Below are 22,307 nucleotides of genomic sequence, written 5' to 3' on the forward strand. Positions count from 1 at the left end.
TCTGTGCGTTCTACCACAAGCGTACTCCCGCGGTGGGGGGGGGCGGTAGCGCGGGGGCCGCGGCGAGCGGGGGGCCCTCCCCGGCGGCGGGGGGGCGGGCCCCACCGGACCAGGACGACCAGCAAGGCCAGCTCCAGCACCGCCATCAGCCGTTCGACGAGCCCGGTGGCGACGGTCGGGAGATGACCGCCGAGCACGACGTTCACCGCGAACGGGACGATGAAGGGCAGATAGAACGGGAGGGACGCGAGCGAGAGCCACCGGGACCACCTCGCGAAGCGGCTCCACGGGAGCCAGGCCCGGTGCCGCCTGCCGAGCAGCCAGCCGACCACGGGCAGGCTCACGCAGCTCACCGCGGTGGCGTAGAGATGGGCCTTCCCGGCCGGGGTGACCGCGCCGCCCTGCGGGTCCTTGCTGAACGCGGCCACCACCAGCACGCTCAGGCACCACACGAGCATCACCGACACCGCGAACGGGCCGCGCAGCACCCGGCCGCGATACAACGCCACCAGCGCCGCGGCCGAGCCCGCGCTGGTCAGGATCAGCGAGCCGTCCCACAGCCACCACCCTGGGCACAGCGCGTAGTCCGACAACATCGCGGTCACCGGGTCGATCGGCCCCCAGTACCGGTCCACGTGCAGGACCACGAGCAGCAGGGCGGCGAGCGCGAACGCGCCCAGCGCGGCGGAGGCGAACAGGCCGAACCGGCGGTGCGGTGCCGGCACGAGCGGTTCCGGCCGCGCGAGTACCGGGGCAGGGGGACTCGGGGACATGCGCGGGGACCCTAGCCGACGGCATACCGGCACCCGCCGGGGCGGGGTGCCGGGGATTGTTCATCACACACCGGCTTCGGACATCGGGATCCGATCACCCACGAACAGAACGGACGGCCATAAAAAGACGAACCGGGAACATACGCGCGATTTCGCGACGGTAATTTTCCCACGGCTCCGCTGGGCACGACCGGCTAACGCGAAAAACCCAAGGGAACATTCGGGCAATTCACCGATCCGAACACACCGCCGGACAGTGCCATCCGCACGGCGGGCACCCGACATTGTGATGTCGCAAACCGGACAACTCCACCTTTCCGGCCCGATAGCACCGCCTACGGCGAAGGGTTCTTGTTTCCACGCAGCGCTACCGGCCGGATACGAACAGCGAAAGCACCCGTCCCGCCCACGGAAACGGTGCGGAAATCACCGGCTACCGGATCCCCCGCCGGAAACCGGGCGCCGGACGGGAATACCCGGGGCACGCGCCCGGCCCGGCGCGAGGGAACCTTCCGGGCGAAACACACCGGGAGTGCTTCCCCGCGACGGCCCGTAGCGGAAGGATGACCGCCATGCGTGACACACAGCCCATACCGGACGGGGTCGACCTCGACAAGCCGAACGCCGCCCGCATCTACGACTGGCTCCTCGGCGGCACCGCGAACTGGGCCATCGACCGCGAGTTCGGGGCCAAGGCGGTGGAGACCTTCCCGCTCGCCCCCATCCTCGCCAGGACGAACCGCGAGTTCCTCGGCCGGGGCGTGCACTACCTGGCACGCAACGGCGTCGACCAGTTCCTCGACCTGGGCTCCGGGGTCCCGACGGTGGGCAACGTGCACGAGATCGCGGACCGGGTGAACCCGCGCAGCCGCTGCGTGTACGTCGACATCGAGCCGGTCGCCGTGGCGCACGCGAGGGTGCTGCTGGAGCGGCACGGCGACCCGGAAAGACACGCCGTCGTCCAGGGCGACCTGCGTGAAGTCGAGGAGGTCTGGGAACGCGCGCTGGACACCGGCGTGCTCGACCCGGCCAAGCCGATCGGGCTCATCCTCGTCGCCGTACTGCACTTCATCGGCCCCGAGGACCGCCCGCACGACCTCGTCGCCCGGTATCGCGACGCGCTCCCGCCCGGCTCCTACCTGCTCTCGTCACACGGCACCGAGGACGGCACGCCGCAGGCCGACGCCGCCAAGCGGGCCGAGCTGCGTGAGCAGTACAACCGGTCGGGCAACGCCGTGCACTCGCGCACCCGCGCCGAGTTCAGCCGCTTCTTCGACGGATTCGACCTGGTCGAGCCCGGCGTCGTATGGCTGCCGGAATGGCATCTCGACGAGCTGCCGTCCGCCGCGAGCGAGGCGTTGACCAGCAACCCCGCCGAGTCCTGCGGCCTCTGCGCGCTCAGCTTCAAACGCTGAGGCGCCGCCCGGTGGGCGACGACCGCTAGGGCAGCACCGACCGGACAGCCTCCGCCGACCGGCCGACGACGGCCGTCCCGTCGTCGGCCGTGATGATCGGCCGCTGGATCAGGATCGGATGCGCCACCAGCGCGTCGATCCAGCGGCCGCGGGTGCCCGCCGTGCGCTCCCACGAGGCCAGGCCCAGTTCGCCGGCCACTTCTTCGCCCAGCCGCGCCACGTCCCACGGTTCGAGGCCGAGACGCTCGAGCACCGCACCGAGTTCCGCCGAGGTGGGCGGCTCCTCCAGATAACGGCGCACGGTGTAGGTCGCGCCCGCTTCGTCGAGCAGCGACAGCGCCGACGCGCATTTGGAGCACGCGGGGTTGATCCAGATTTCCATCACCCACATCTACCGCATGCCCGCACGCGCCCGGCGGGCGGGACGGCCGGACATCGCCGCAGGTGCGCCACAGGACTAAACCACCTCACCGACAACCCGGAAAGTCCACTGTGGACTTACCGGGAACGCGGGGATGTTCCGTCGTGCGCACCAGTGGACGTTCGCCCGCTCGCCCCATTCATCTCCACTTCCCGGCGGAAAGAGCAGAATTAACGCGGCGAATCGCCGAAGAACTCCTACTGCACATGACTGCGGTAATTGCACGGGCTGGTTACCGCTCCCGACCTAACGACGGCTGTAATTCTCACAACACGGACGGGGGTACCTCCCGGAAGATCCATGCACTAACTTCGACACTCGTTCGGTAAGACTCCGCGCCGCCGCTTCGAGGAGTTGAAAACCGTGCTCAATCGCTGCGACCTCGGTCGCATGCCGCGCATCTGTACACGGGGTATCCAGATAGCCTGGCATCAGGGGGAAAATCCACACCGGCTCTGAAACGCCGCCGAGTACGGCCATGGGGCAATAGCACACGTCGCCGTACCACCTGCTGACCTGGTCCGGTCGGCGGGTCCTTTCACACCGCGCGTCAGCCCGGCACCCGCGCGCGCGGCCTGCAGTAACACCTGCCTATTTCACTGCCGCCTGCCCTTTCGGGCGGAAGTTGTTTCGCTCATTACACGAAAAAGGTGCGAGGGATGAGGAATTACTTTGACGTACCGGAACGCCGGCCGTGGGAAGGCACGCCGCCGAGCGGGCTGGACGGGCCTGCCGAGGGGATCGTCGTGCGCAAGTACGGCGGCTCGTCGCTGGCGACGCCCGAGCTCGTGCACGGGGTCGCGCAGGAAGTGGCCGAACTGGTCCGGACCGGCAAGCACGTCGTGGTGGTCGTCTCCGCGATGGGGAACACCACCGACGAACTGGTGGCGCTCGCCGGGCAGTTCGCCGACCAGCCCGATCCCCGTGAACTCGACCAGATGATGGCGACCGGGGAACAGCTTTCGGCCGCGGCGCTGGCGCTGGCGCTCACCCGACGCGGGGTGAAAGCCGTTTCCCTGTCCGGGGATCAGGCCGGGATCGTCGTCGGCGGCGAACCGGGGTCGGGCACGATCGTGCGGATCGATCCGACCAGGATCGTCGAGCGCATGCGGGACGAGCAGGTCGTCGTGGTCGCCGGGTTCCAGGGCCGTGACGTCACCGGCGAGCTGCTCACGCTGGGCCGGGGCGGCTCGGACACCACCGCCGTCGCGCTGGCGGCCGCGCTGGGCAGCCCCGCCTGCGACATCTGCACCGACGTGCAGGGCGTGCGGACCGCCGACCCGCGGATCGTGCCGGAAACCCAGCCGGTGCCGACGATCGCCTACGACGTCATGACCGAACTGGCCCACCACGGCGCCCGCGTCCTGCATCCGCGGTCGGTGGAACTGGCGGAGCGGCACGGGGTTTCGGTGCGGGTACTGCATTCCTCGCGCCCGGGGCCCGGTACCACGGTCGAAGCGGCGGAACCGCTCGAAGGCGGTCCCGAGGTGATCGGCGTCGCGCACGAGCGCGACGTCCGGCAGGTGCGGCTCATGGGCCCGGGGCTGCTGGCGGGCGGGACCGCCCGCGTGCTGGCCAGACTGGCCGCCAGCGGATTGAGACCGGACACACTCACCTGGCCCGATCCGGACGTTCTCTGGTTCACCGTGCGCGGTTCCGCGCCGCTGGCCGGGCCCGTCCGCGAACTCGCCGAAGAACTGGGGGCACTCTGGGAAATCGACGAAGACCTGGGCGCGGTGTCCGTGGTGGGCACCGGTCTTCTCGACGACCCCGGCCATCTTTCCGCGCTGCTGCGCGTCGTGGGGGAACTCGGCGTCACCGTGCCGACCCTGGCCACCTCGCCGTCCCGGCTCACCGCGGTCCTGCCCGCCGACCGGCTCGACACCGCCGTCCGGGCCCTGCACGAGGCATTCGGCCTGAACCTGCCCGCAGAGGCCCGTCGGTGAGCCCGCGCGAAGCACCCGTCGGCCTGCTCGCCGACGAGGGCCGGGTGCTGACCTGCGGCGGTTTCGACCAGGAAATCCGCTGGCACAGCGGAGAACGCCTGGAGCAGTTGTTCGAGCAACGGTGCGATCGGCTGCCCACCGCGATGGCGGTGGACGCGGGCGACGTCCGGCTCACCTTCGCCGAACTCGACGAGCGGGCCAACCGGCTCGGCCGTCACCTGCTCGCCCAAGGGGTACTGGCCGGCGACCGGATCGGGCTGCTGTTCGACCAGCCGGTGCAGACCTATATAGCGATGCTGGCGGTGCTCAAGATCAACGCCGCCTACGTCCCGCTCGACACGGCCTTCCCGGACGACCGCCTGGCCTACATCGCGCGGGACGCCGGCGTGCGGATGGTGCTGACGCTGTCGGCGCTGCGGGACCGGTTCGAACGCGGGAGCGTCGACCTGGTCTGCGTCGACGAGGACGAGCCGCAACTCGCCGTCAGGCCGGGCGGACGCCTGAGCAGGGCGGAAAAGGGCGAGCCCGCGGACGAACTCTGTTACATCATCTACACCTCGGGGTCGACCGGACGACCCAAGGGCGTGCCGATCGACCACGGCAGCATCTGCAACTTCGTGCGCGTGGCGTCGGAGGTCTACGGCATCGAGTCCGGGGACCGGATGTACCAGGGCATGACGATCGCCTTCGACTTCTCGGTCGAGGAGATCTGGGTGCCCCTGCTGTCCGGCGCGACACTGGTGCCGAAACCCGGCGGCGCCGGGCTCATCGGCTACGACCTGCACGAGTTCCTGCGGGACAACGAGATCACCGCGATGTGCTGTGTGCCGACGCTGCTGGCCACGCTCGACGAGGATCTGCCGGGACTGCGTTTCCTGCTGGTCTCCGGGGAAGCGTGCCCGGAGGATCTCATCGCCCGCTGGCACCGGCCCGGCCGCCGCTTCCTCAACGTGTACGGCCCGACCGAGGCGACCGTCACCGCGACCTGGGCGGTGGTCCGGCCCGATCAGCCGGTGACGATCGGCGTGCCGCTGCCCACCTATTCCGTGGTCATCCTCGACCCCGACGAGCCGCGCGCGCTGGCCGCCGGTGAGCTGGGCGAGATCGGGATCGCGGGGATCGGGCTGGCCACCGGCTATCTCAACCGGCCCGATCTGACCGAGCGGGCGTTCGTCCCGGACTTCCTCGGGATCGAACGGAACCCGTCGGGCCGGATCTACCGCACCGGCGATCTGGGCCGGATCACCGCCGACGGCGAGATCGAGTACCACGGCCGGACCGACACCCAGGTGAAGATCCGGGGCTACCGCATCGAACTCACCGAGATCGAGTCGGTGCTCCTGCGGGTGCCCGGCATCGCGCAGGCGGTGGTGGACACCTACGAGCCGGAACCGGGCACGATGGAGCTGGTCGCGTACTACAGCCTCCGCCGCGACACGTCCACTGTGGACACCGAGGAGATCCGGCGGCTGCTGCGGGAGCGGCTGCCCGCCTACATGGTGCCCGCGTACTTCGAACAGCTCGACCTCATCCCGATGACGCCGAGCGACAAGGCCGACCGCAAGAACCTCCCCGCCCCCACCGGGAGGCGGACCGTCGCGGCGCCGGACGACCACGTGGCACCCGCCACGGAGACCGAACGGCAGCTGGCACAGGCACTCGCGGAGGTACTGCGGCTGGACGAGGTTTCGGTCACCGGTCACTTCTTCGACGACTACAGCGCGAACTCACTGCTGCTGGCGAAGTTCTGCACCCGGGTGCGGGACATCGACGGCCTCGCGCCGCCGTCGATGAAGGACGTCTACCTGCATCCCACGGTCCGGGAGCTCGCCGAGGCCCTGCCCGCGGCCCCGCCGGTCACCCCGGCCGTCCAGGCGACGGCCACCGCCGAGCCGTACCGGGCAGGCACCGTCCGCTACGTCCTCTGTGGACTCTTCCAGTTCCTGGTGTTCCTCGCGTACGCCGCGGCGGCCGGGGTCGTCCTGGAACGGGGGTTCGACTGGGTCACCGACGCGCCGGGGCCGGTGGCGATCTACCTGCGCATCGTCGGGTTCGGGCTGGCCGGGTTCGCGTTCATGGTCACGGTGCCGATCCTGGCGAAATGGCTGCTCGTCGGCCGCTGGAAACCCGGTGAGATCACCGTATGGGGTCCGGGGTACCTGCGCTTCTGGACGGTGAAGACGCTGACCCGGTTCAACCCGCTCGTGATGTTCGCCGGATCGCCGCTGTACTCGTTCTACCTGCGGGCGCTCGGCGCGAAGATCGGCAAGGGCGCGGTGATCCTTTCGCACAATCCGCCGGTGTGCACCGATCTGCTGACGGTCGGCGCGGGGGCGGTGATCCGGAAGGACACCTTCTTCACCGGCTACCGCGTCGAGGGCGGCCGGATCAGGACGGGCCGGGTGAGCATCGGCGACGACGCGTTCGTCGGGGAGCACTCTGTCCTCGACATCGACACCGTGATCGGCGACAACGCCCAGCTGGGTCACGCGTCCTCGCTGCACTCCGGCCGCGCCGTCCCCGACGGCGAGTCGTGGCACGGTTCCCCGGCCCAGCCCTCCACAGTGGACTACCGGGCACTGGCCACCGGGCGGACCGGCGCGTTCCGGCGCTTCCTGTTCTGCACCGGCCAGCTGCTGACGGTGCTGCTGTTCACGATCCCGCTGCTGCTGGCCGGTACCGACCTGGTGGTCAAGGTCGTCTATCCCGCAGGCAGGCCGGACTTCGGCAGCTGGGCGTTCTGGAGCAGGCAGCTCGCCGGTTCCGCGGTGCTGTACTTCGGCGGGCTGCTCGCCAGCCTCGTACTGGTGCTGACCGTGCCCCGGCTGCTCACCCTGTTCCTGAAACCGGACCGGGTCTATCCGCTCTACGGGCTGCGCTACTCGTTCCAGCGGACGATCGCCCGGCTGACCAACGTGCGCACGCTCACCTACCTGTTCGGGGACAGCAGCTACATCGTGCACTACCTGCGCGCGCTGGGCTACGACCTGTCCGAAGTGGAACAGACAGGGTCGAACTTCGGCGTCGAGGTCAAGCACGAGACGCCGTTCCTGTCCACGGTGGGCACCGGGACGATGGTCTCGGACGGGCTTTCCCTGATGAACGCGGACTTCTCCGGTTCGTCGTTCCGCCTGCGCCGGACCGCCGTGGCACCGAACGCCTTCCTCGGCAACAACATCGTCTACCCGCCGGACTCGCGGGTCGGCGAGAACTGCCTGCTGGCGACCAAGGTACTGGTGCCGCTGGACGGGCCGGTGCGGAAGAACGTCGGCCTGCTCGGCTCCCCCGCCTTCGAGATCCCGCGGTCGGTCAGCCGGGACAGCGACTTCGACCACCTCAAGACCGGGGACGCGCTGCGCCGCGGTCTGGCGGCGAAACTCCGGCACAACACCGTCACGCTGCTGTGCTACCTGCTGGTCCAGTGGCTGCACTTCCTCGGTGTCGTCCTGATCGGCGTGGGGACCGGGAGCCTCCACGGCAGGATCGGCGCGCTCGCCACCGGCGCGGAGATCGTGCTGACGCTCTTCTTCTCGGTGTCCTTCCTGGTGCTGGCCGAGCGAGCGTCGAACGGCTTCCGGGCGCTGCGGCCCCGGTTCTGCTCGATCTACGACCGGCGGTTCTGGCGGCACGAGCGGTTCTGGAAGCTCAGCGCGGGCCGCTATCTCGCACTGTTCAACGGCACACCGTTCAAGAACCCGCTCTGGCGCCTGCTCGGCGTCCGGATCGGCCGCCGGGTCTTCGACGACGGCTGCGCCATCCCGGAGAAGTCCCTGCTCACCATCGGCGACGACTGCTCGCTCAACGCGGGCAGCGTCATCCAGTGCCACTCCCTGGAGGACGGCACGTTCAAGTCCGATCACATCGTGCTCGGCGCCGGCTGCACCGTCGGCACCGGCGCGTTCGTCCACTATGGAGTGTCCATGGGGGACGGCACGGTGATCGACGCCGACGCCTTCCTGATGAAGGGCGCCGAACCGCCGCCCGGATCCCGCTGGCGAGGCAACCCGGCCACCGAACTGGCCACCGAAACCGAGACCGCCGCACTCGTGAGGAGTCCGCGATGACCCAGGTCCACACCCGGCCCCCCGAACTCGTCCCGCACGTCGCGGGTGACCTGCCCGGCCCGCGGTCCGCGGAGTACCTCGAGCACCAGCGGCGCTGGGAGTCCAACGCCAGGGCGTATCCGAGGAACCTGCCCATCGCGATCGCGGAGGCCGTCGGGAGCCACGTGCGCGACATGGACGGGAACGTGTTCCTCGACTTCCTGTCCGGCGCCGGGGTGCTTTCGCTCGGCCACAACCATCCGGAACTCGTCCGCGCGGCCACCGCGCAGCTGGGCGTGCTCACGCACGGCCTGGACTTCCCGACCCCGGCCAAGCGCGAGTTCATCGACGCCCAGCTGTCCATGCTGCCCGCCGGGATGCGCGAGCGGATGAAGCTGCACTTCTGCGGGCCGACCGGGGCGAACGCGGTGGACGCCGCGCTCAAGCTGTGCAAGACCGCGACCGGACGGGGTGACATCGTTTCGTTCCAGGGCGGGTTCCACGGTTCGAGCCATGCCGCGATGGCACTGACCGGACTGGTCTCGCAGAAGCGGCCGATCGCGAACGGGATGCCGGGGGTGCACTTCTTCCCGTACTCCTACTGCGCCCGGTGCCCGCTGGGACTCTCGCCCAACACCTGCGAGACCAACTGCGTCGCCTACCTCGAACGCGCGCTGCAGGACGTCAACGGCGGGCTGCCGCTGCCCGCCGCGGTGGTGCTGGAGATGGTGCAGGGCGAAGGCGGGATCGTCCCGGCCCGCCGCGAGTTCGTCCGCCGGGTCCGCGCACTGACCAGGAAACTGGACATCCCGCTCGTGGTCGACGAGGTGCAGACCGGCTGCGGCCGGACGGGGCGGTGGTTCGCGTTCGAGCACTTCGACATCGAACCGGACGTCATCGTGGCCTCGAAGGCGTTGAGCGGCATGGGCCTGCCGGTGGCGGTGATCTTCTACGACGAGCGGCTCGACACCTGGGCACCCGGCGCGCACTCCGGCACCTTCCGCGGCAACCAGGCCGCGTTCGCCGCGGGCGCCGCCGCCGTCCGCATCGTGCGGCGCGACGACGTCCTCGGCAACGTCCGGCGGCGGGGCGCGCAGCTGTCCGACCGGCTCACGATGCTGCGCAACAACCCGTGGGTCCGCGAAATACGCGGGCTCGGGCTGATGTGGGGCATCGAGCTGGCGGATCCGGGCGACGGCACGCCCGCGAGCACGTACGCCCGTGCCGTCCAGGCGCACGCGCTGCGGAACGGGCTGATCATCGAGCTCGGCGGCCGTGACGACGGTGTCGTCCGGCTCATGCCGCCGCTCACCGTGACCGCCGAAGACATCGATCGCGCCAGCCTCATCCTGGCCGGCGCGATCGAGCACTGCCGCCCGGGAGACTGACCCGGGCCGCATGAGGTCCGTGAAGGCCTCCTTCCCGTCCCCTGACCGCGGTGCGGGAGGCCTTCACGGACCGTGCTCGCCGCTCAGCCGTCGGCGGCGCCGATGGCGGCGGCCAGCAACGGGAAGGAGTGGTGCAGGTCGCGCTGCCACCACGGCCAGTTGTGGGTGCCCGGTCCGTACAGTTCGGTGGTGATCGAGCCGCCCAGCGCGCGGACGCGGTCGGCGAAGGCGGCGCTTTCCTCACAGCACAACGGTTCGATGAGCGCGTCCGGCGGCGCTCCCGGCGGGTCGAGTGCGCCCGGCTGGCCGTTCCCGCAGGCGACGTAGAGCGGGATGCCGACGAGCCTGTCCGCCAGCATGTACGGGTTGTGCGCGGCCCAGACGTCGGCGTTCAGGATCGGGTCGCCCCACAGCGCGAAGGGGTCGTAGCCGTCCTTCACCAGCACACCCTGGATCAGGCTCGAACCGCGGGCGTTCTGGTAGGTGGTGTGCAGCAGCCCGCTGTACGCCGCGGCGGCGCGGAACATGCCGGGGTGACGGCCCGCGTACGACATCGCGCCGAAGCCGCCCATCGACAGGCCCGCGATGGCGCGCACGGTGCCCGCGCCGTAGGAGCGTTCGAGGATTTCCCGGAGTTCGGTCAGGTGGAAGGTCTCCCAGCGGGGCGGGCCGCCCGCGCCGTGGTTCAGCCAGTCGCTGTAGAAACCATCGCGTCCAGCGCTCGGCATCACCACCAGCATCTCGCTGTGCCCGGTCAGCTCCTCCACGTCGGTCGAGCGCGTCCACGACGTGTAGTCGTCACCGGAGCCGTGCAGGAGGTACAGCACGGGCCAGGTCTTCTTCGGCGCGGGGGTCCAGCTCGCGGGCAGCAGGAGGCGGACCGGTACCGTCGCGGCCAGCGCGGGCGAGGAGATGGTCAGGTCGAGAAGCCGCTCGCCGACGTAGCGCTCGGACACGACGCGCGCACCGGTGTCGGCGCGGGCAACCGCGGCGCCGAGGCCCAGGGCCGTCATGCCCGCGGCGGCACCGAGGACGAAGCCGCGCCGGGAGATCGCCGACGGACCACCCCCGCTGCGGTCGGGAGCGGATTTCCGGGGTGCGAAGGGCCTGGGCATCGTTGCCTCCTTGGCGCGCGGTGATCGACACGAACCGTTTCCACGCAAGGGAAACCGGCCTTCACCCGAGTGCGCGAACAGCGCCGCGCCGTCGCGGCCGCCACGCGGGCGAAGGGGACTGGGGATCATTCGCCCATCACGGATGGGCGCGGAAGAGAACGCTTTCCAGGAGCCGGGACCTACTGTCCACTTCGGACAGCTCGGGAACGCACTCGCGCGTCGTCGCGGTCAGGGACGTCGTGGCGCTGATGCAGTGAGCTCGTCATTGAGGCTCCCGGGTGTGCGGGATACGCGAACGATGTCGGTGGATCGGCGTATCGTTAGGAATGTCCCATCGCCGCGGAGTACCGAACCACCCCCGGCCGAGGGGATGCCGTAACGAGTCGAGGAGCAGGCGTGAGAACGCACGGACAGCCCGACGACCGGCCGCAGATCCAGCGCACACTGGCCGGACTGCGGGAGGCGACCGGCCTCCCGCTGGCGTTCGGCGGTGAGATCGGCGCCGGCCAGGTACGGCTCACGCAGTTCGCGGGGATCACCACCGGCGCGCTCAAGGGCGTCACGCTCGACCGCGGGCGCGGGCTCGGCGGCAAGGTCCTCGTCCTGCGCCGCCCGGTGGTGGTCAACGACTACGTGCGGGCGAACGGGATCAGCCACCACTACGACCACGTCATCACCGCGGAGGGACTGCGTGCCATGATCGCCGCGCCCGTGGTGGTCTCCCGCGAGGTCCGCGCGGTCCTCTACGGCGCGCTCCGCAGCGACGAGGCGCTCGGCGACCGGGTCGTCCAGTCCGTCCTCGAAGCGGCGCGGGAGCTGGAGCAGCGGCTGGCCGTCCAGGACGAGGTCGTCCACCGGCTGGCCTGGCTCGACCGGTGCGGCTCCGCGGGGCAGGCGAACCCGCGCTGGGAGCTCGTCCGGCAGGCCTACGCCGAGCTGCGGATCCTCGCCCAGGACGTCGGGGACGCCGCGCTGCGCCGCCGGGTCGCGGCCATCTGCGCGAAACTGTCCACAATGGGCGGTCCGGCCGCCACGCGGCCGAGCGGGCCGCGGCTGTCGGCACGCGAGCTGGACGTGCTCGCCTGCGTCTCGCTGGGCTGGACGAACGCCCAGGCCGCGGCCGATCTCGGGATCACCGTCGAGACGGTGAAAAGCTATCTGCGCAGCGCGATGCGCAAACTGCTCGCCCATTCCCGGATGGAGGCCGTGGTCACCGCACGGCGCCTTGGTCTTCTCCCGTGAGGGTACCGAACGCGGTACAGTAGTACCATGCTGATTCTGGACGGCGCCATCCGGGCCGAGCCTCCGATCTCGGTCCACCGGCTCGGCGGACAGTGTGCGAGGCTACGAAACCATGACCGTGAAGCCACCGTGGATGACGCCACCCGGCGTGCACACCGCCAGGACCCGTCGCATGTCCGCGGCGCGGCGTGAGGAACTGCTCCGGCAGCTGGCAGGCCTCGTGCTCGCCGAGGGTTTCGCCCGGCTGACCGTGGACGATCTGGCCAGCAGGCTGCAGTGTTCCAAGTCGACGCTCTACGCCGTCGCGGCCAGCAAGGAACAGCTCGTCGTGCTCGCGGTCCGTCATTTCTTCACCGAATCGGCCGCGCGCGTGAGCGAAAAAGTCGCCCCGATCACCGATCCGTCCCAGCGGATCGCGGCCTATCTGGCCGGGCTCGGCGCGGAAATGCGGCGCATGTCGCCCGAATGCTACGCGGACATGGTGACCACCCAGGCGACCGCGGAGATCTACGCGCGCAACTCCCTCGCCGCCGCGCAGCACGTCCGCGAGTCCATTCAGGACGGTGTCGCCTCCGGGGAGTTCCGCGCGGTCAACGCGGATTTCGTCGGCGCGGCGGTGAGCCTGCTCATCGACAGCATCCAGCACGGCGAACTGCTCGACCGCACCGGGCTCGCGATGGGCGACGCCTACACGGAACTGGGCAATCTCGTACTGGCCGCGCTCACCAACCACACCGGCGCCCCGTAACCGGGCAATCAATCACCGGCACCACACAAGTCGGACACGAGGCTTGCGGCGTCCGCGCATGTGTGTTTAACGTACTCCAGTGGGTACTCAAGTATTCGATTTAGTACCCGCGCCAGTACCCGCCGGGCAGCAGGCCCGCGGGACGAAGGGCGGAGGCGACGATGCCGGTGCGCACGGAGAGCAGACCTGCCCAGGGGTACGACGTCACGGTGCGGCGCGACGTCCGGATTCCGACCGGCGTGCGCGGCGTGACGCTTTCGGGCGATCTTTTCCTTCCCGAAGGGAAAAGCCCGGTGCCCCTGCTGCTCACGGTTCTGCCGTACCGCCGGGACATCACCGCGCTGAACGGCTCCCCCGCCGAGCGGTGGTTCGCCTCGCGCGGCTACGCCTCGCTGCTGCTCGACCTGCGCGGTACCGGTTCCTCGGACGGCACCCAGCGGCCCCCGTTCGACCCCGGCGAAGCCGAAGACGCCCTCGCCGCCATCGAATGGGCGGCACAGCAGCCGTGGTGCGACGGAAACGTCGGGATGTGGGGCGGTTCCTACGGCGCACTGACGGCGATGCGGGCCGCCAGCCACCGGCCGCCCGGCCTCCGCGCGATCATCGCGGTCGAGGGCCCGACCGACCCCGGCCGCGACTTCGTCCATCCGGGAGGCTCGCGCGGTGCCTTCTCCCCCTTGGGAACCTGGGCGCTGGGCACATTGTTCAACCAGCTGCTGCCCCCGCTCGACGACTACGCCGATCCGGCCGAGCAGACGCGGTGGCGCCGCCGGTTCACCGCGCCGCCGTACCTGCTCGACCTCTGGCGCAACGGACCGGGTTCGCCCAGCTGGCCCGAGCGCGAAGTGGACCTCGCCGCGATCGAGGTCCCCGCGCTGTGTGTCGCCGGGTGGCGCGATCTGTTCGTGGACGGCACCATCCGCGCGTTCGAGCGGATGAGCGGCCCGAAGCGGCTCGTCGCCGGACCGTGGATGCACGTGATGCCGCAGGAGTGCCCGTTCACCCCGATCGACTTCCTCGCCCTCGCCCAGTCCTGGTGGGACCGCTGGCTGCTCGGCGAGGACACCGGGCCGGAAGCGCCGCCGGTCAGCGTCTACGTCCAGGGCGCGCGGCCACGCTGGCTCGGTTTTCCCAGCTGGCCGCCACCCGGCACCACCCGCGTCGAGGACCTCGCGACCTGGCAACGGAGTGAGCCCGCGGACACCGACGCCGCGGTCGGCCTCCTTTCCGGCCTGTGGTCGACGCCGGCCGGGATGTTCGGCCTGCCGCTGGATCAGCACGACGACGACGCGCGCAGCCTGTGCCACACCTCGGCACCGCTGGCCGAAGCGTTGCTCGTCAGCGGAAAACCGCGGGTCGTGGTGTCGGCCGGGTGGCCGCGGGTGTCGGTGAAGCTGACCGACGTCGACCCGGCCGGCCGCTCCACTCTCATCTGCGCGGGCCTGGAGTCCGGAAAGGACGGTGCGGACCGGATCGAGGTCGAGCTGACCCCGACCACCTACGAGATCCCGGCAGGACACCGGCTCCGGGTGGCCGTCGCCCCCGGCGACTTCCCCCGTGTCTGGCCGGAAACCCCGCCCGGCACCGGCTTCCCTTCGGTGCGCACGCTTTCGCTCCCGGTGGTCCCCTCCGGCAGCGGCTCGACGATCGACTACCCGCTGCCGGACGCCGGTGCCGCCGCGGCGGCGCCGATGTCCGAACAGGAGCCGTCGGAGCAGGCGGCGTGGGAGATCACCACCGATCTGCTCAACGACCGGGTTTCCCTGCGGCTGGCCAGTTCCAACGCCGTCCGGCCGGAGGACGTCGCCGATCGCGACCACGCGCTGGCCATCGCCCAGACCCTGGTGGCCACCGCCGACCGCGCCGATCCGGCGGCGTCGGCCGTCACCGGCAGCATCACCGCGACCATCGACACCGAAACCGGCGCGCATCTCACCGTCGACGTGGGAGTGACCGCGACGTCCTCCTCGGTCGACGCCACCGGCCGCGTCACCCTCGACGGGGAAACCCTCCTCGACCGGCACTGGCGCGGCTGAGCCCGCCCCGAACGAAAGGGCACCGACATGCGCACAGCGCCGGAAGCCTTTCCCTCCCCCATGATCAGCCGCCGCCGGTTCACCGGCCTCGCTCTCGGCGGGTTGGCGCTCGCGGCGAGCGCGGCCTGCGGTGGCGGCCCCGATCCGCAGGGTGCCTCCCGGGTCCTGCGGATCGGGCAGTACTGGCCGCCGACCAGCCTCGACCCCGCCAAGGCGGGTGGCGAGTCCACTTTGTACTTCAACCCCGCCTACGAACCGCTCATCTACCGGGCGCCGGACGGTTCGTACCAGCCGCGGCTGGCGACGGCGTGGCGCTATCTCGGCAGCGGTAACCAGAGTTTCGAGTTGACGCTGCGGGAAGGCGTGACCTTCAGCGACGGCGCGCCCGTCACCGCCGAGGCCGTGGCGGGCAGCATCGGGCACTTCCGCAAGGGTGCCGGGCAGGCCGCGGCGTTCCTGGCCGCGGTCGACAAGGTGGAGGCCACCGGGCCGCTCACCGTGCGGCTCGGGCTTTCCCAGCCGCATCCCCAGTTGCCCGCCTTGTTCACTCAGGACTTCTTCGTGGGCAACGTGCTCAGCCCCGCCGCGGTCGCCAAGCCCGACGAGCTGGCCACCCAGACGTTCGGCGCCGGGCCGTACGTGCTGGTACCGGGGGAAACCGTCGCGAACGACCACTACACCTACGCGCCGAATCCCCGCTACTGGAACGCGCGGGAGCGCAACTACGACCGGATCACCATCAAGGTGCTGCCCAACGAGAACACCGGGCTCGCGGCGCTCAAGACCGGGCAGGTCGACGTCATCGGCGGCAGCTACGCCATCGCCGACGGCGCGAAGGCGGCCGGGATGAAGATCGTGACCAGCCCGAACATCGTCATGGGCCTTCAGCTCAACGACCGGGCAGGCACACTCAGCCCGCCACTCGCCGACGTCCGGGTACGCCAGGCGCTGAACTTCGCCGTGGATCGCGAGAAGATCACCAAGGCGCTGCTCGGTGAGTACGGCATTCCGACCGAACAACCCGCCGCGCCCGGCGAAGACGGCTTCAACGACAAGAACTTCTACACCTACGACCCGGCGCGCGCACGTCAGCTCCTGGCCGAAGCGGGCCTGCCCAACGGTTTCTCCCTGCCGGTGATCGTCGGATCGACCCCGGCCTTCTTCGGCGACATCGTGCAGGCCATCGCGGCCAATCTGCACCAGGTCGGGGTGAACCTCCAGATCACCTCGAAGGAGCCCGCCGCGGCGAACGCCGAGATCACCAAGTATCCGGCGTCGCACATGGGCTGGGGTGCGCTGCCGGTGTATTTCATGGGGCGTGGCCTGTGGCTCAAGGACGCGATCGGGATGAATCCCTTCCACAGCAGCGATCCGATGCTCGAGGACCTGGACCGGCAGGCGGCCGCCGCCGACGGCGAGGTACGGGCCGAACTCGACCGGCGGATCGTCCGGCGGGTCGTGGAACTGGGCTGGTTCCTTCCGGTGTGCCTGAGCCCGCTGTTCCTGTACTACCGGAATTCGGTCGGGATCGACGCGGTGCGGGGGAAGCTGTTCCCGAGCGTGACCGCCTGGCATCCCGCGACCTGAGGGGACTGAAATGGACACCGGAACGGACACCGAACCGGAAACGACGGACGCGCCCACGTTCCCGCCCGGGTTCTGCTGGGGCGTGGCGACCTCGGCCTACCAGATCGAGGGAGCGTGGGACGCCGACGGCAAGGGACCGTCCACATGGGACGTACTGAGCCACCGGCCCGGCGGGCTGGCGGACGGCGCGACCGGCGACGTCGCGTGCGATCACTATCACCGGCTCGACGAGGACCTCGAGCTCATGGCCCGGCTCGGGGTGACCAGCTACCGCTTTTCGGTGTCGTGGCCGCGGGTGCGGCCCACCGGCAGGGGCCCGTGGAACCCGCACGGGCTGGCGTTCTACGACCGGCTCGTCGACGGCCTGCTGGCGCGGCACATCGACCCCATGCTGACGCTTTACCACTGGGACCATCCCCAGGCGCTGGAGGACGACGGCGGCTGGCTGAACCGGGACACCGCCGAACGTTTCGCCGAGTACGCGGAGGGAATCGCGGCCAGGCTCGGTGACCGGGTGCACCGGTGGATCACGATCAACGAACCGCTGTCGGTCGTGCACGCCGCGATGAACGGCTCGTCGCGCCTCGACGGGCCGCTGCGGCAGCACGCACTGGCGATGGCGCACCACCTGCTGCTGGCTCACGGGCTCGCGGCGCAGCGGCTGCGCGGCCTGACCGGGCGCGGACGGCGGATGGAGGTCGGGATCGCGCTCAACCTGTCCGGGATGACACCGGCCAGCGGCCGCTACGCCGACGTCGAAGCCGCCGGCCGGGCCGAGGCCTATGAGGACCGGTTGTTCCTCGATCCGTTGCTGCACGGGCGTTATCCCCGCGTCGAGGGTATCCCCGTGGTGCGCTGCGATCCGGCCGACAACACCGTCATCGCGGCCCCGCTCGACTTCCTCGGCGTCAACTGGTACGCCCCGGCGCGCGTCGCCGCCGCACCCTCGGAGCCGTTCGGCTACACCAGGACGCCGTTGCCGGACACCGCGGCCAACATGCTCGGCTGGCCGATCGTGCCCGCGGCCTTCGGCGGGCTGCTGCGCTGGCTGCGGGCGCAGTACCCGGATCTGCCACCGGTGCACATCACCGAAAACGGCATGCCGCTGCCCGACGAGGTGGACGCGGGCGGCGCGGTGCGGGACGAGGAACGCATCGGGTACCTCCGCGGCTGTCTCGTCCAGCTGCGGGCCGCGATCGACGCGGGCCTCGACGTCCGCGGCTACCACGTCTGGTCCTTATTGGACAATCTGGAATGGGAACACGGCTATCGTCCCCGCTTCGGCCTCGTGCACGTCGACTTCACCACGCTGGAGCGCACGCCCAAGGCGTCCTTCGAGTGGTACCGGCGGCTCATCGCGGCGCAGTCCACCGGGGAGGGCCCGCCATGTCACGGCTGATCGCGCGGCGGATCGCCGTCTCGGCCGCGCTCGTGTTCATCGTCTCGCTGGTCACCTTCCTGTTGCAGGCCGCGGCGCCGGGGGACGTCGCGCGCACGCTCCTCGGCGACCATTACAGCGCGGAGGCCTACGAACGGCTGCGGCACGAGCTCGGGATCGACCGGCCGCTGCTGACGCAGTACTGGCAGTGGCTGACCCACGCGGTGCGCGGCGATCTCGGTTCGTCACCGCTGTCCGGGCTCGACGTCTCCTCCGAGATCGCCCACCGGGCTCCGGTCACGATCTCGCTCATGGTGGGCGCCACGCTGGTGACCGCACTCGTCGGCGTCGCGCTCGGCGTGCTCAGCGCGGTGCACGGCGGCCGGATCGGGCGCGTGATCGACGTACTTTCCCTTGTCGGCTACGCGCTTCCGAGCTTCTGGTTCGCGCTGACCATGGTCACGCTGTTCGCGGTCACCATCCGGCTCCTGCCCGCCACCGGCTACGTCTCGCTCGCCTCGTCACCGGCGGGCTGGGCGCGCAGCCTGATCCTGCCGGTCGCGACGCTCGCGCTGCCCGGGATCGCGGTGTTCGCCAAGCAGACCCGCGACGCCATGCTGGAAGCGCTCTCGCGGGACTTCGTGAACGCCTTGCGCGCCAACGGGATCCCGGAGTTTTCGATCGTGGTGCGGCACGCGCTGCGCAACGCCGCGATCCCGGTCGTGACGCTCGTCGGGCTCACCTTCATCAGCCTGCTGAGCGGCACGGTGTTCGTCGAGGCCGTGTTCGCGATGCCAGGGCTGGGCGGGCTCGCCGTGCAGGCCACCACCCAGCACGACGTCCGCATGCTGCAGGGGGTGGTCGTCGTGTTCACCCTGGTCGTGGTGACGGTCAACCTCGTGGTGGACCTCGCCTACGGCTGGCTCAACCCCAAGGTGCGTGCCCGGTGAGCGCGCCCGGCCACCGGTGGCGGGCCGTGCTGCGCCGCCCGATCGCCGCGGTCCCGCTGGCCTACCTCGCCATCCTGCTGCTCGCCGCGGTGTTCGCCCCGCTGCTGGCCCCCTACGATCCGGCCGCCGCGGATCTGGACCACGTGCTGTCCGGGCCGACCGCGGCGCATCCGTTCGGCACCGACGGCCTCGGGCGTGACGTGCTCACGCGGATCATGTTCGGCGGCCGGATCAGCCTGGTCGACGCGGCCGTCGTGGTGCTCACCGTGCTGGTCGCCGGCGTCGGCAGCGGGATCGCCGCGGGATTCCTCGACGGCTGGCTCGACCGCGTCTTCACCTGGGTCGTGGACGTGCTGCTCGCGATCCCCGTGCTGGTCACGCTCCTCGTGGTGCTCGCCATGGTCGGCGGGCAGCGGGACGTCGCCATGATCACCCTGGGCATCCTGCTCTCGCCGGGGCTCGCGCGGGTGGTCCGCGGTTCGACGTTCGCCGTGCGGCAGGAGCTGTACATCGCCGCGGCCCGCGTGTACGGGCTGCCGAACCGGCATATCGTCGCGCACCACGTCCTGCCGCGGGTGGCCGGGCCGATCATCGTGCAGATCTCGATGCTGGCAGGCGGCGCGCTGCTCATCGACGCCGGGCTGAGCTACCTCGGATTCGGCGCGCAGCCGCCGGATCCGACCTGGGGCAACATGATCGCGGACGCCTCGGCCGTGATCGACCGTCAGCCGTGGCTGCTGCTGCCGCCCGGTGTCGTGCTCGGGCTGGCGATCCTGGCGTTCGGCCTGCTCGGGGACGCCGTCCGCGACGCGACGGCGGACCGTTCCGAACACCCCGGCGAGCGCCTGCACCGCGCCCACCGCGCGCCGACCCCGACCCTCGCCCCGCACACCGGCGGCTCCTCGGCGTTGCTGTCCCTGCGCGGGGTGTCGATCGCGCTGCCGGGCACCGACGGTGCGCGGACCGTCGTCGCCGGCGTCGATCTGGACGTCCACGCGGGCGAGACCGTCGGGCTGATCGGCGAGTCGGGTTGCGGCAAAACGCTGACCTGCCGGGCGGTGCTCGACCTGCTCCCGGCCGACGGGGCGGTCACCGGGGGCAGCATCCTGTTCGACGGCACCGACCTCGCCACCGCGGGGCCGCGCGCGATGCGGCGGCTGCGGGGCTCCGGGATCGCGATGATCTCGCAGGACCCGATCGCCGCGCTCGATCCGGTGTTCACCGTGGGCCAGCAGCTGGGCGAGCTGGTGCGGCGGCATCACGGCGGGACCCGGCAGGCCGTCCGCGCCCGGACAATCGCCCTGCTGCGCGACGTCAATCTTCCCGAACCCGAGCAGGTGGCACGGCGTTACCCGCACGAACTCTCCGGGGGGATGGCCCAGCGCGTCGCGATCGCGATGGCGTTGTCCGGGCAGCCGAAGCTGCTCATCGCCGACGAGCCGACGACCGCGCTGGACGTCACCGTGCAGGCCGAGGTTCTCGATCTGTTGCGCGGGCTGCAGAAAGAACGAGGCATGGCGATCCTGCTCGTCACGCACGACTGGGGCGTCGTCTCGGCGCTGTGCCGCCGCGCCTTTGTGATGTATGCGGGCGACATCGTCGAATCGTGCGACGTCGCGGAGTTGCTCGACCGGCCGCGGCATCCCTACACCGAGGGCCTGCTCGGCGCGATGCCGAGCCGCGCGGTGCCCCGGGGCAGGCTCGCGACCATTCCCGGGAGCGTGCCCTCGGCCCGGCCGCCGGGCTGTCCCTTCGCCCCGCGCTGTGAGCTGTCCACACCCGAGTGTTCGGACGCCCCGATTCCGGTCTTCCAGCCGCGGCCGGGGCATACCACCCGCTGCCTCCACCACGAAAAGCTGTGCTGGGAAAGGGAAAGCTGTGAGCCTGCTTGAGGTACTCGGCCTGCGGGTCGCCTATCCCCGCAGACCGGGCGGGCACGGCCACGACGTCGTCGCGGTCGACGGGGTGAACCTGCATCTCGAGCGCGGGGAAACCCTCGGCCTGGTCGGTGAATCGGGCTCGGGCAAGTCGAGCACCGGGCACGCGCTCGTCGGGCTGGCCCGGCCCGCCGCGGGCCGGATCCTGTTCCACGGCAAGGACATCACCCACGTGTCGGCACGGCGGCGCCGCGAACTCGGGCAGCACGTGCAGATCGTGTTCCAGGACCCGCACGGCTCGCTCAACCCGTCCCGGACCGTCGGCCGGACACTGGCCGAGCCGCTGCGCGTCGTCCGCGGTATGAGCCGCCGCGCCGCCGACGCCCGGGTCGCGGACATCCTCACCCAGGTGGGCATGCCGCCGGAGACCGCTTCGCGTTATCCGGCCGCTCTGTCCGGTGGCCAGCGCCAGCGCGTCGCGATCGCCCGCGCGCTCGTCGGCGAACCGGAGCTGATCGTCTGCGACGAGCCGACCAGCGCGCTCGACCTCTCGGTACAGGCCCAGATCCTGAACCTGCTGCTGGACCTGCAGCGGCGGCTCGGGCTGAGCTACCTGTTCATCTCGCACGACATCGACGTCGTGCGGCATATGGCGCACCGGGCGGCGGTCCTGTTCCGGGGCCGGATCGTCGAACAGGGACCGATCGAACGGGTCACCGGGCACCCCGGCCATCCCTACACCCGCGCATTGCTGGCGGCGGTCCCCTCGGTCTCCGGCGGCGCGGGTACCTGACAGTCGCACCGAGGGACGCCTTCGGTGCGTCGGGCGTTCCGAGGGACGCCCTTGTCACCCTGAACGCACCAAGGGCGTCCCTCGGTACAACGCCCTACCGGGGGCTTGCCGCCGACGAAGGGGCCCGCGGCGGATCGACCAGTTCGATACCGATTGCCACAACACCCAGGGCTTCGCGTTCCGGCGGGTAGATCTGGCGGATATTGGCAAGCTGTTCTTCGCGGGTCGCGAGCGGGTTGACCGACACGGCTGCTTCGTGGTCGAACATCTCGTCGAAGTTGTCGTACCTCGCTACCCGCGTGACGCGCGTCAGTACCTGGTCGCCCTGACAGCGGAATCGGATCAAGGAGCCTTCCTTGATTTTCTTGCGGCTGGAGTCATTGACCCTGATCTCCGTCGTCTTGCGGCCAGTCGCGATCAGGTCGAAGTAGCGTTTGTAGATGCCCATTTCGTGCGCTCGGACAACGGGCTCGGTGGGGCGTTCGGTCATGAGGCGGCCAAGTTCCTTGACGGTGAAAGAGCGGAAGAAGTGTTTCGGGTCGGTCAGCAACTCGCCCACGAGCCAGACCAGCGCGTCGACATAGTTGTCGACACT

General features: G+C 70.5%; 16 protein-coding genes. 12 read left to right on the forward strand and 4 right to left on the reverse strand.

The genetic code is table 11. The annotated features are described in order from the left end of the window. Positions 1-773 (reverse strand): DUF998 domain-containing protein (locus ACFWX1_RS13145; protein WP_378386859.1); only part of this gene is annotated, 773 nt, incomplete at its 3' end. 563 nt (positions 774-1,336) lie between these two features. On the opposite strand from ACFWX1_RS13145, the gene ACFWX1_RS13150 reads away from it, so the two are divergent. Beyond that, positions 1,337-2,188, forward strand: coding sequence for an SAM-dependent methyltransferase (locus ACFWX1_RS13150; protein WP_378386860.1), 852 nt, complete (start codon positions 1,337-1,339; stop codon positions 2,186-2,188). Positions 2,189-2,213: 25 nt separating this feature from the next. Here the strand turns inward: ACFWX1_RS13150 and ACFWX1_RS13155 are convergent, their stop codons facing one another. After that, positions 2,214-2,570: an ArsC/Spx/MgsR family protein gene (locus tag ACFWX1_RS13155; protein WP_378386862.1), complete on the reverse strand. Its 357-nt coding sequence runs from the start codon at positions 2,568-2,570 to the stop codon at positions 2,214-2,216. Positions 2,571-3,268: 698 nt separating this feature from the next. Between ACFWX1_RS13155 and ACFWX1_RS13160 the strand changes: the two genes are divergently transcribed. From ACFWX1_RS13160 to ACFWX1_RS13170, 3 genes are read left to right on the forward strand one after another with little or no spacing between them, the layout of a single operon-like run. After that, positions 3,269-4,555, forward strand: coding sequence for an aspartate kinase (locus ACFWX1_RS13160; RefSeq protein ID WP_378386864.1), 1,287 nt, complete (start codon positions 3,269-3,271; stop codon positions 4,553-4,555). Further along, a complete protein-coding gene (locus ACFWX1_RS13165; protein ID WP_378386866.1) occupies positions 4,552-8,619 on the forward strand; it encodes a Pls/PosA family non-ribosomal peptide synthetase in 4,068 nt (1,355 codons plus the stop codon). The genes ACFWX1_RS13160 and ACFWX1_RS13165 overlap by 4 nt, the downstream gene beginning before the upstream one ends. Continuing rightward, positions 8,616-9,986: a diaminobutyrate--2-oxoglutarate transaminase family protein gene (locus ACFWX1_RS13170; RefSeq protein ID WP_378386868.1), complete on the forward strand. Its 1,371-nt coding sequence runs from the start codon at positions 8,616-8,618 to the stop codon at positions 9,984-9,986. Before ACFWX1_RS13165 ends, ACFWX1_RS13170 begins: the two co-directional genes overlap by 4 nt. 83 nt (positions 9,987-10,069) lie before the next feature. Here the strand turns inward: ACFWX1_RS13170 and ACFWX1_RS13175 are convergent, their stop codons facing one another. Beyond that, entirely contained in the window at positions 10,070-11,101 is a 1,032-nt protein-coding gene (locus tag ACFWX1_RS13175) for an alpha/beta hydrolase (RefSeq protein ID WP_378386870.1), read from the reverse strand. Positions 11,102-11,497: 396 nt separating this feature from the next. Between ACFWX1_RS13175 and ACFWX1_RS13180 the strand changes: the two genes are divergently transcribed. The 8 genes from ACFWX1_RS13180 (at position 11,498) to ACFWX1_RS13215 (ending at position 21,712) form a co-directional block, all read left to right on the forward strand. Further along, positions 11,498-12,343: a response regulator transcription factor gene (locus ACFWX1_RS13180; RefSeq protein ID WP_378386871.1), complete on the forward strand. Its 846-nt coding sequence runs from the start codon at positions 11,498-11,500 to the stop codon at positions 12,341-12,343. Between the two features lie 112 nt (positions 12,344-12,455). Next, positions 12,456-13,091, forward strand: a complete 636-nt coding sequence (locus ACFWX1_RS13185; RefSeq protein WP_378386873.1) for a TetR/AcrR family transcriptional regulator — start codon at positions 12,456-12,458, stop codon at positions 13,089-13,091. Positions 13,092-13,252: 161 nt separating this feature from the next. Continuing rightward, a complete protein-coding gene (locus ACFWX1_RS13190) occupies positions 13,253-15,127 on the forward strand; it encodes a CocE/NonD family hydrolase (RefSeq protein WP_378386875.1) in 1,875 nt (624 codons plus the stop codon). 27 nt (positions 15,128-15,154) lie between these two features. Next, positions 15,155-16,714, forward strand: a complete 1,560-nt coding sequence (locus ACFWX1_RS13195) for an ABC transporter substrate-binding protein (RefSeq protein WP_378386876.1) — start codon at positions 15,155-15,157, stop codon at positions 16,712-16,714. 10 nt (positions 16,715-16,724) lie between these two features. Further along, positions 16,725-18,113: a GH1 family beta-glucosidase gene (locus ACFWX1_RS13200; protein WP_378386878.1), complete on the forward strand. Its 1,389-nt coding sequence runs from the start codon at positions 16,725-16,727 to the stop codon at positions 18,111-18,113. Continuing rightward, positions 18,101-19,042 (forward strand): ABC transporter permease, encoded by a 942-nt coding sequence (locus ACFWX1_RS13205; RefSeq protein ID WP_378386880.1) that lies wholly within the window; start codon positions 18,101-18,103, stop codon positions 19,040-19,042. The genes ACFWX1_RS13200 and ACFWX1_RS13205 overlap by 13 nt, the downstream gene beginning before the upstream one ends. Beyond that, positions 19,039-20,934 carry a dipeptide/oligopeptide/nickel ABC transporter permease/ATP-binding protein gene (locus ACFWX1_RS13210; RefSeq protein ID WP_378386881.1) on the forward strand — a complete coding sequence of 632 codons (1,896 nt, stop codon included), beginning with the start codon at positions 19,039-19,041 and terminating at the stop codon, positions 20,932-20,934. The genes ACFWX1_RS13205 and ACFWX1_RS13210 overlap by 4 nt, the downstream gene beginning before the upstream one ends. After that, positions 20,921-21,712 carry an ATP-binding cassette domain-containing protein gene (locus tag ACFWX1_RS13215; RefSeq protein ID WP_378386883.1) on the forward strand — a complete coding sequence of 264 codons (792 nt, stop codon included), beginning with the start codon at positions 20,921-20,923 and terminating at the stop codon, positions 21,710-21,712. The genes ACFWX1_RS13210 and ACFWX1_RS13215 overlap by 14 nt, the downstream gene beginning before the upstream one ends. A 94-nt stretch (positions 21,713-21,806) precedes the next feature. Here the strand turns inward: ACFWX1_RS13215 and ACFWX1_RS13220 are convergent, their stop codons facing one another. After that, complete coding sequence (locus tag ACFWX1_RS13220) at positions 21,807-22,271, reverse strand: ASCH domain-containing protein (protein WP_378386885.1); 465 nt, start codon at positions 22,269-22,271, stop codon at positions 21,807-21,809. Between the last annotated feature and the right edge of the window lie 36 nt (positions 22,272-22,307).

Origin of the sequence: Amycolatopsis sp. NPDC059021, assembly GCF_042739895.1 — a bacterium.
Taxonomy (GTDB): domain Bacteria; phylum Actinomycetota; class Actinomycetes; order Mycobacteriales; family Pseudonocardiaceae; genus Amycolatopsis.

Bases quoted from the DNA above. Each gene is read 5' to 3' on its own strand.
- ACFWX1_RS13150 (WP_378386860.1), top strand. From the start codon at position 1,337: ATGACCGCCATGCGTGACACACAGCCCATACCGGACGGGGTCGACCTC.
- ACFWX1_RS13155 (WP_378386862.1), bottom strand. From the start codon at position 2,570: ATGGAAATCTGGATCAACCCCGCGTGCTCCAAATGCGCGTCGGCGCTG.
- ACFWX1_RS13160 (WP_378386864.1), top strand. From the start codon at position 3,269: ATGAGGAATTACTTTGACGTACCGGAACGCCGGCCGTGGGAAGGCACG.
- ACFWX1_RS13170 (WP_378386868.1), top strand. From the start codon at position 8,616: ATGACCCAGGTCCACACCCGGCCCCCCGAACTCGTCCCGCACGTCGCG.
- ACFWX1_RS13175 (WP_378386870.1), bottom strand. From the start codon at position 11,101: ATGCCCAGGCCCTTCGCACCCCGGAAATCCGCTCCCGACCGCAGCGGG.
- ACFWX1_RS13185 (WP_378386873.1), top strand. From the start codon at position 12,456: ATGACCGTGAAGCCACCGTGGATGACGCCACCCGGCGTGCACACCGCC.
- ACFWX1_RS13190 (WP_378386875.1), top strand. From the start codon at position 13,253: ATGCCGGTGCGCACGGAGAGCAGACCTGCCCAGGGGTACGACGTCACG.
- ACFWX1_RS13195 (WP_378386876.1), top strand. From the start codon at position 15,155: ATGCGCACAGCGCCGGAAGCCTTTCCCTCCCCCATGATCAGCCGCCGC.
- ACFWX1_RS13200 (WP_378386878.1), top strand. From the start codon at position 16,725: ATGGACACCGGAACGGACACCGAACCGGAAACGACGGACGCGCCCACG.
- ACFWX1_RS13205 (WP_378386880.1), top strand. From the start codon at position 18,101: ATGTCACGGCTGATCGCGCGGCGGATCGCCGTCTCGGCCGCGCTCGTG.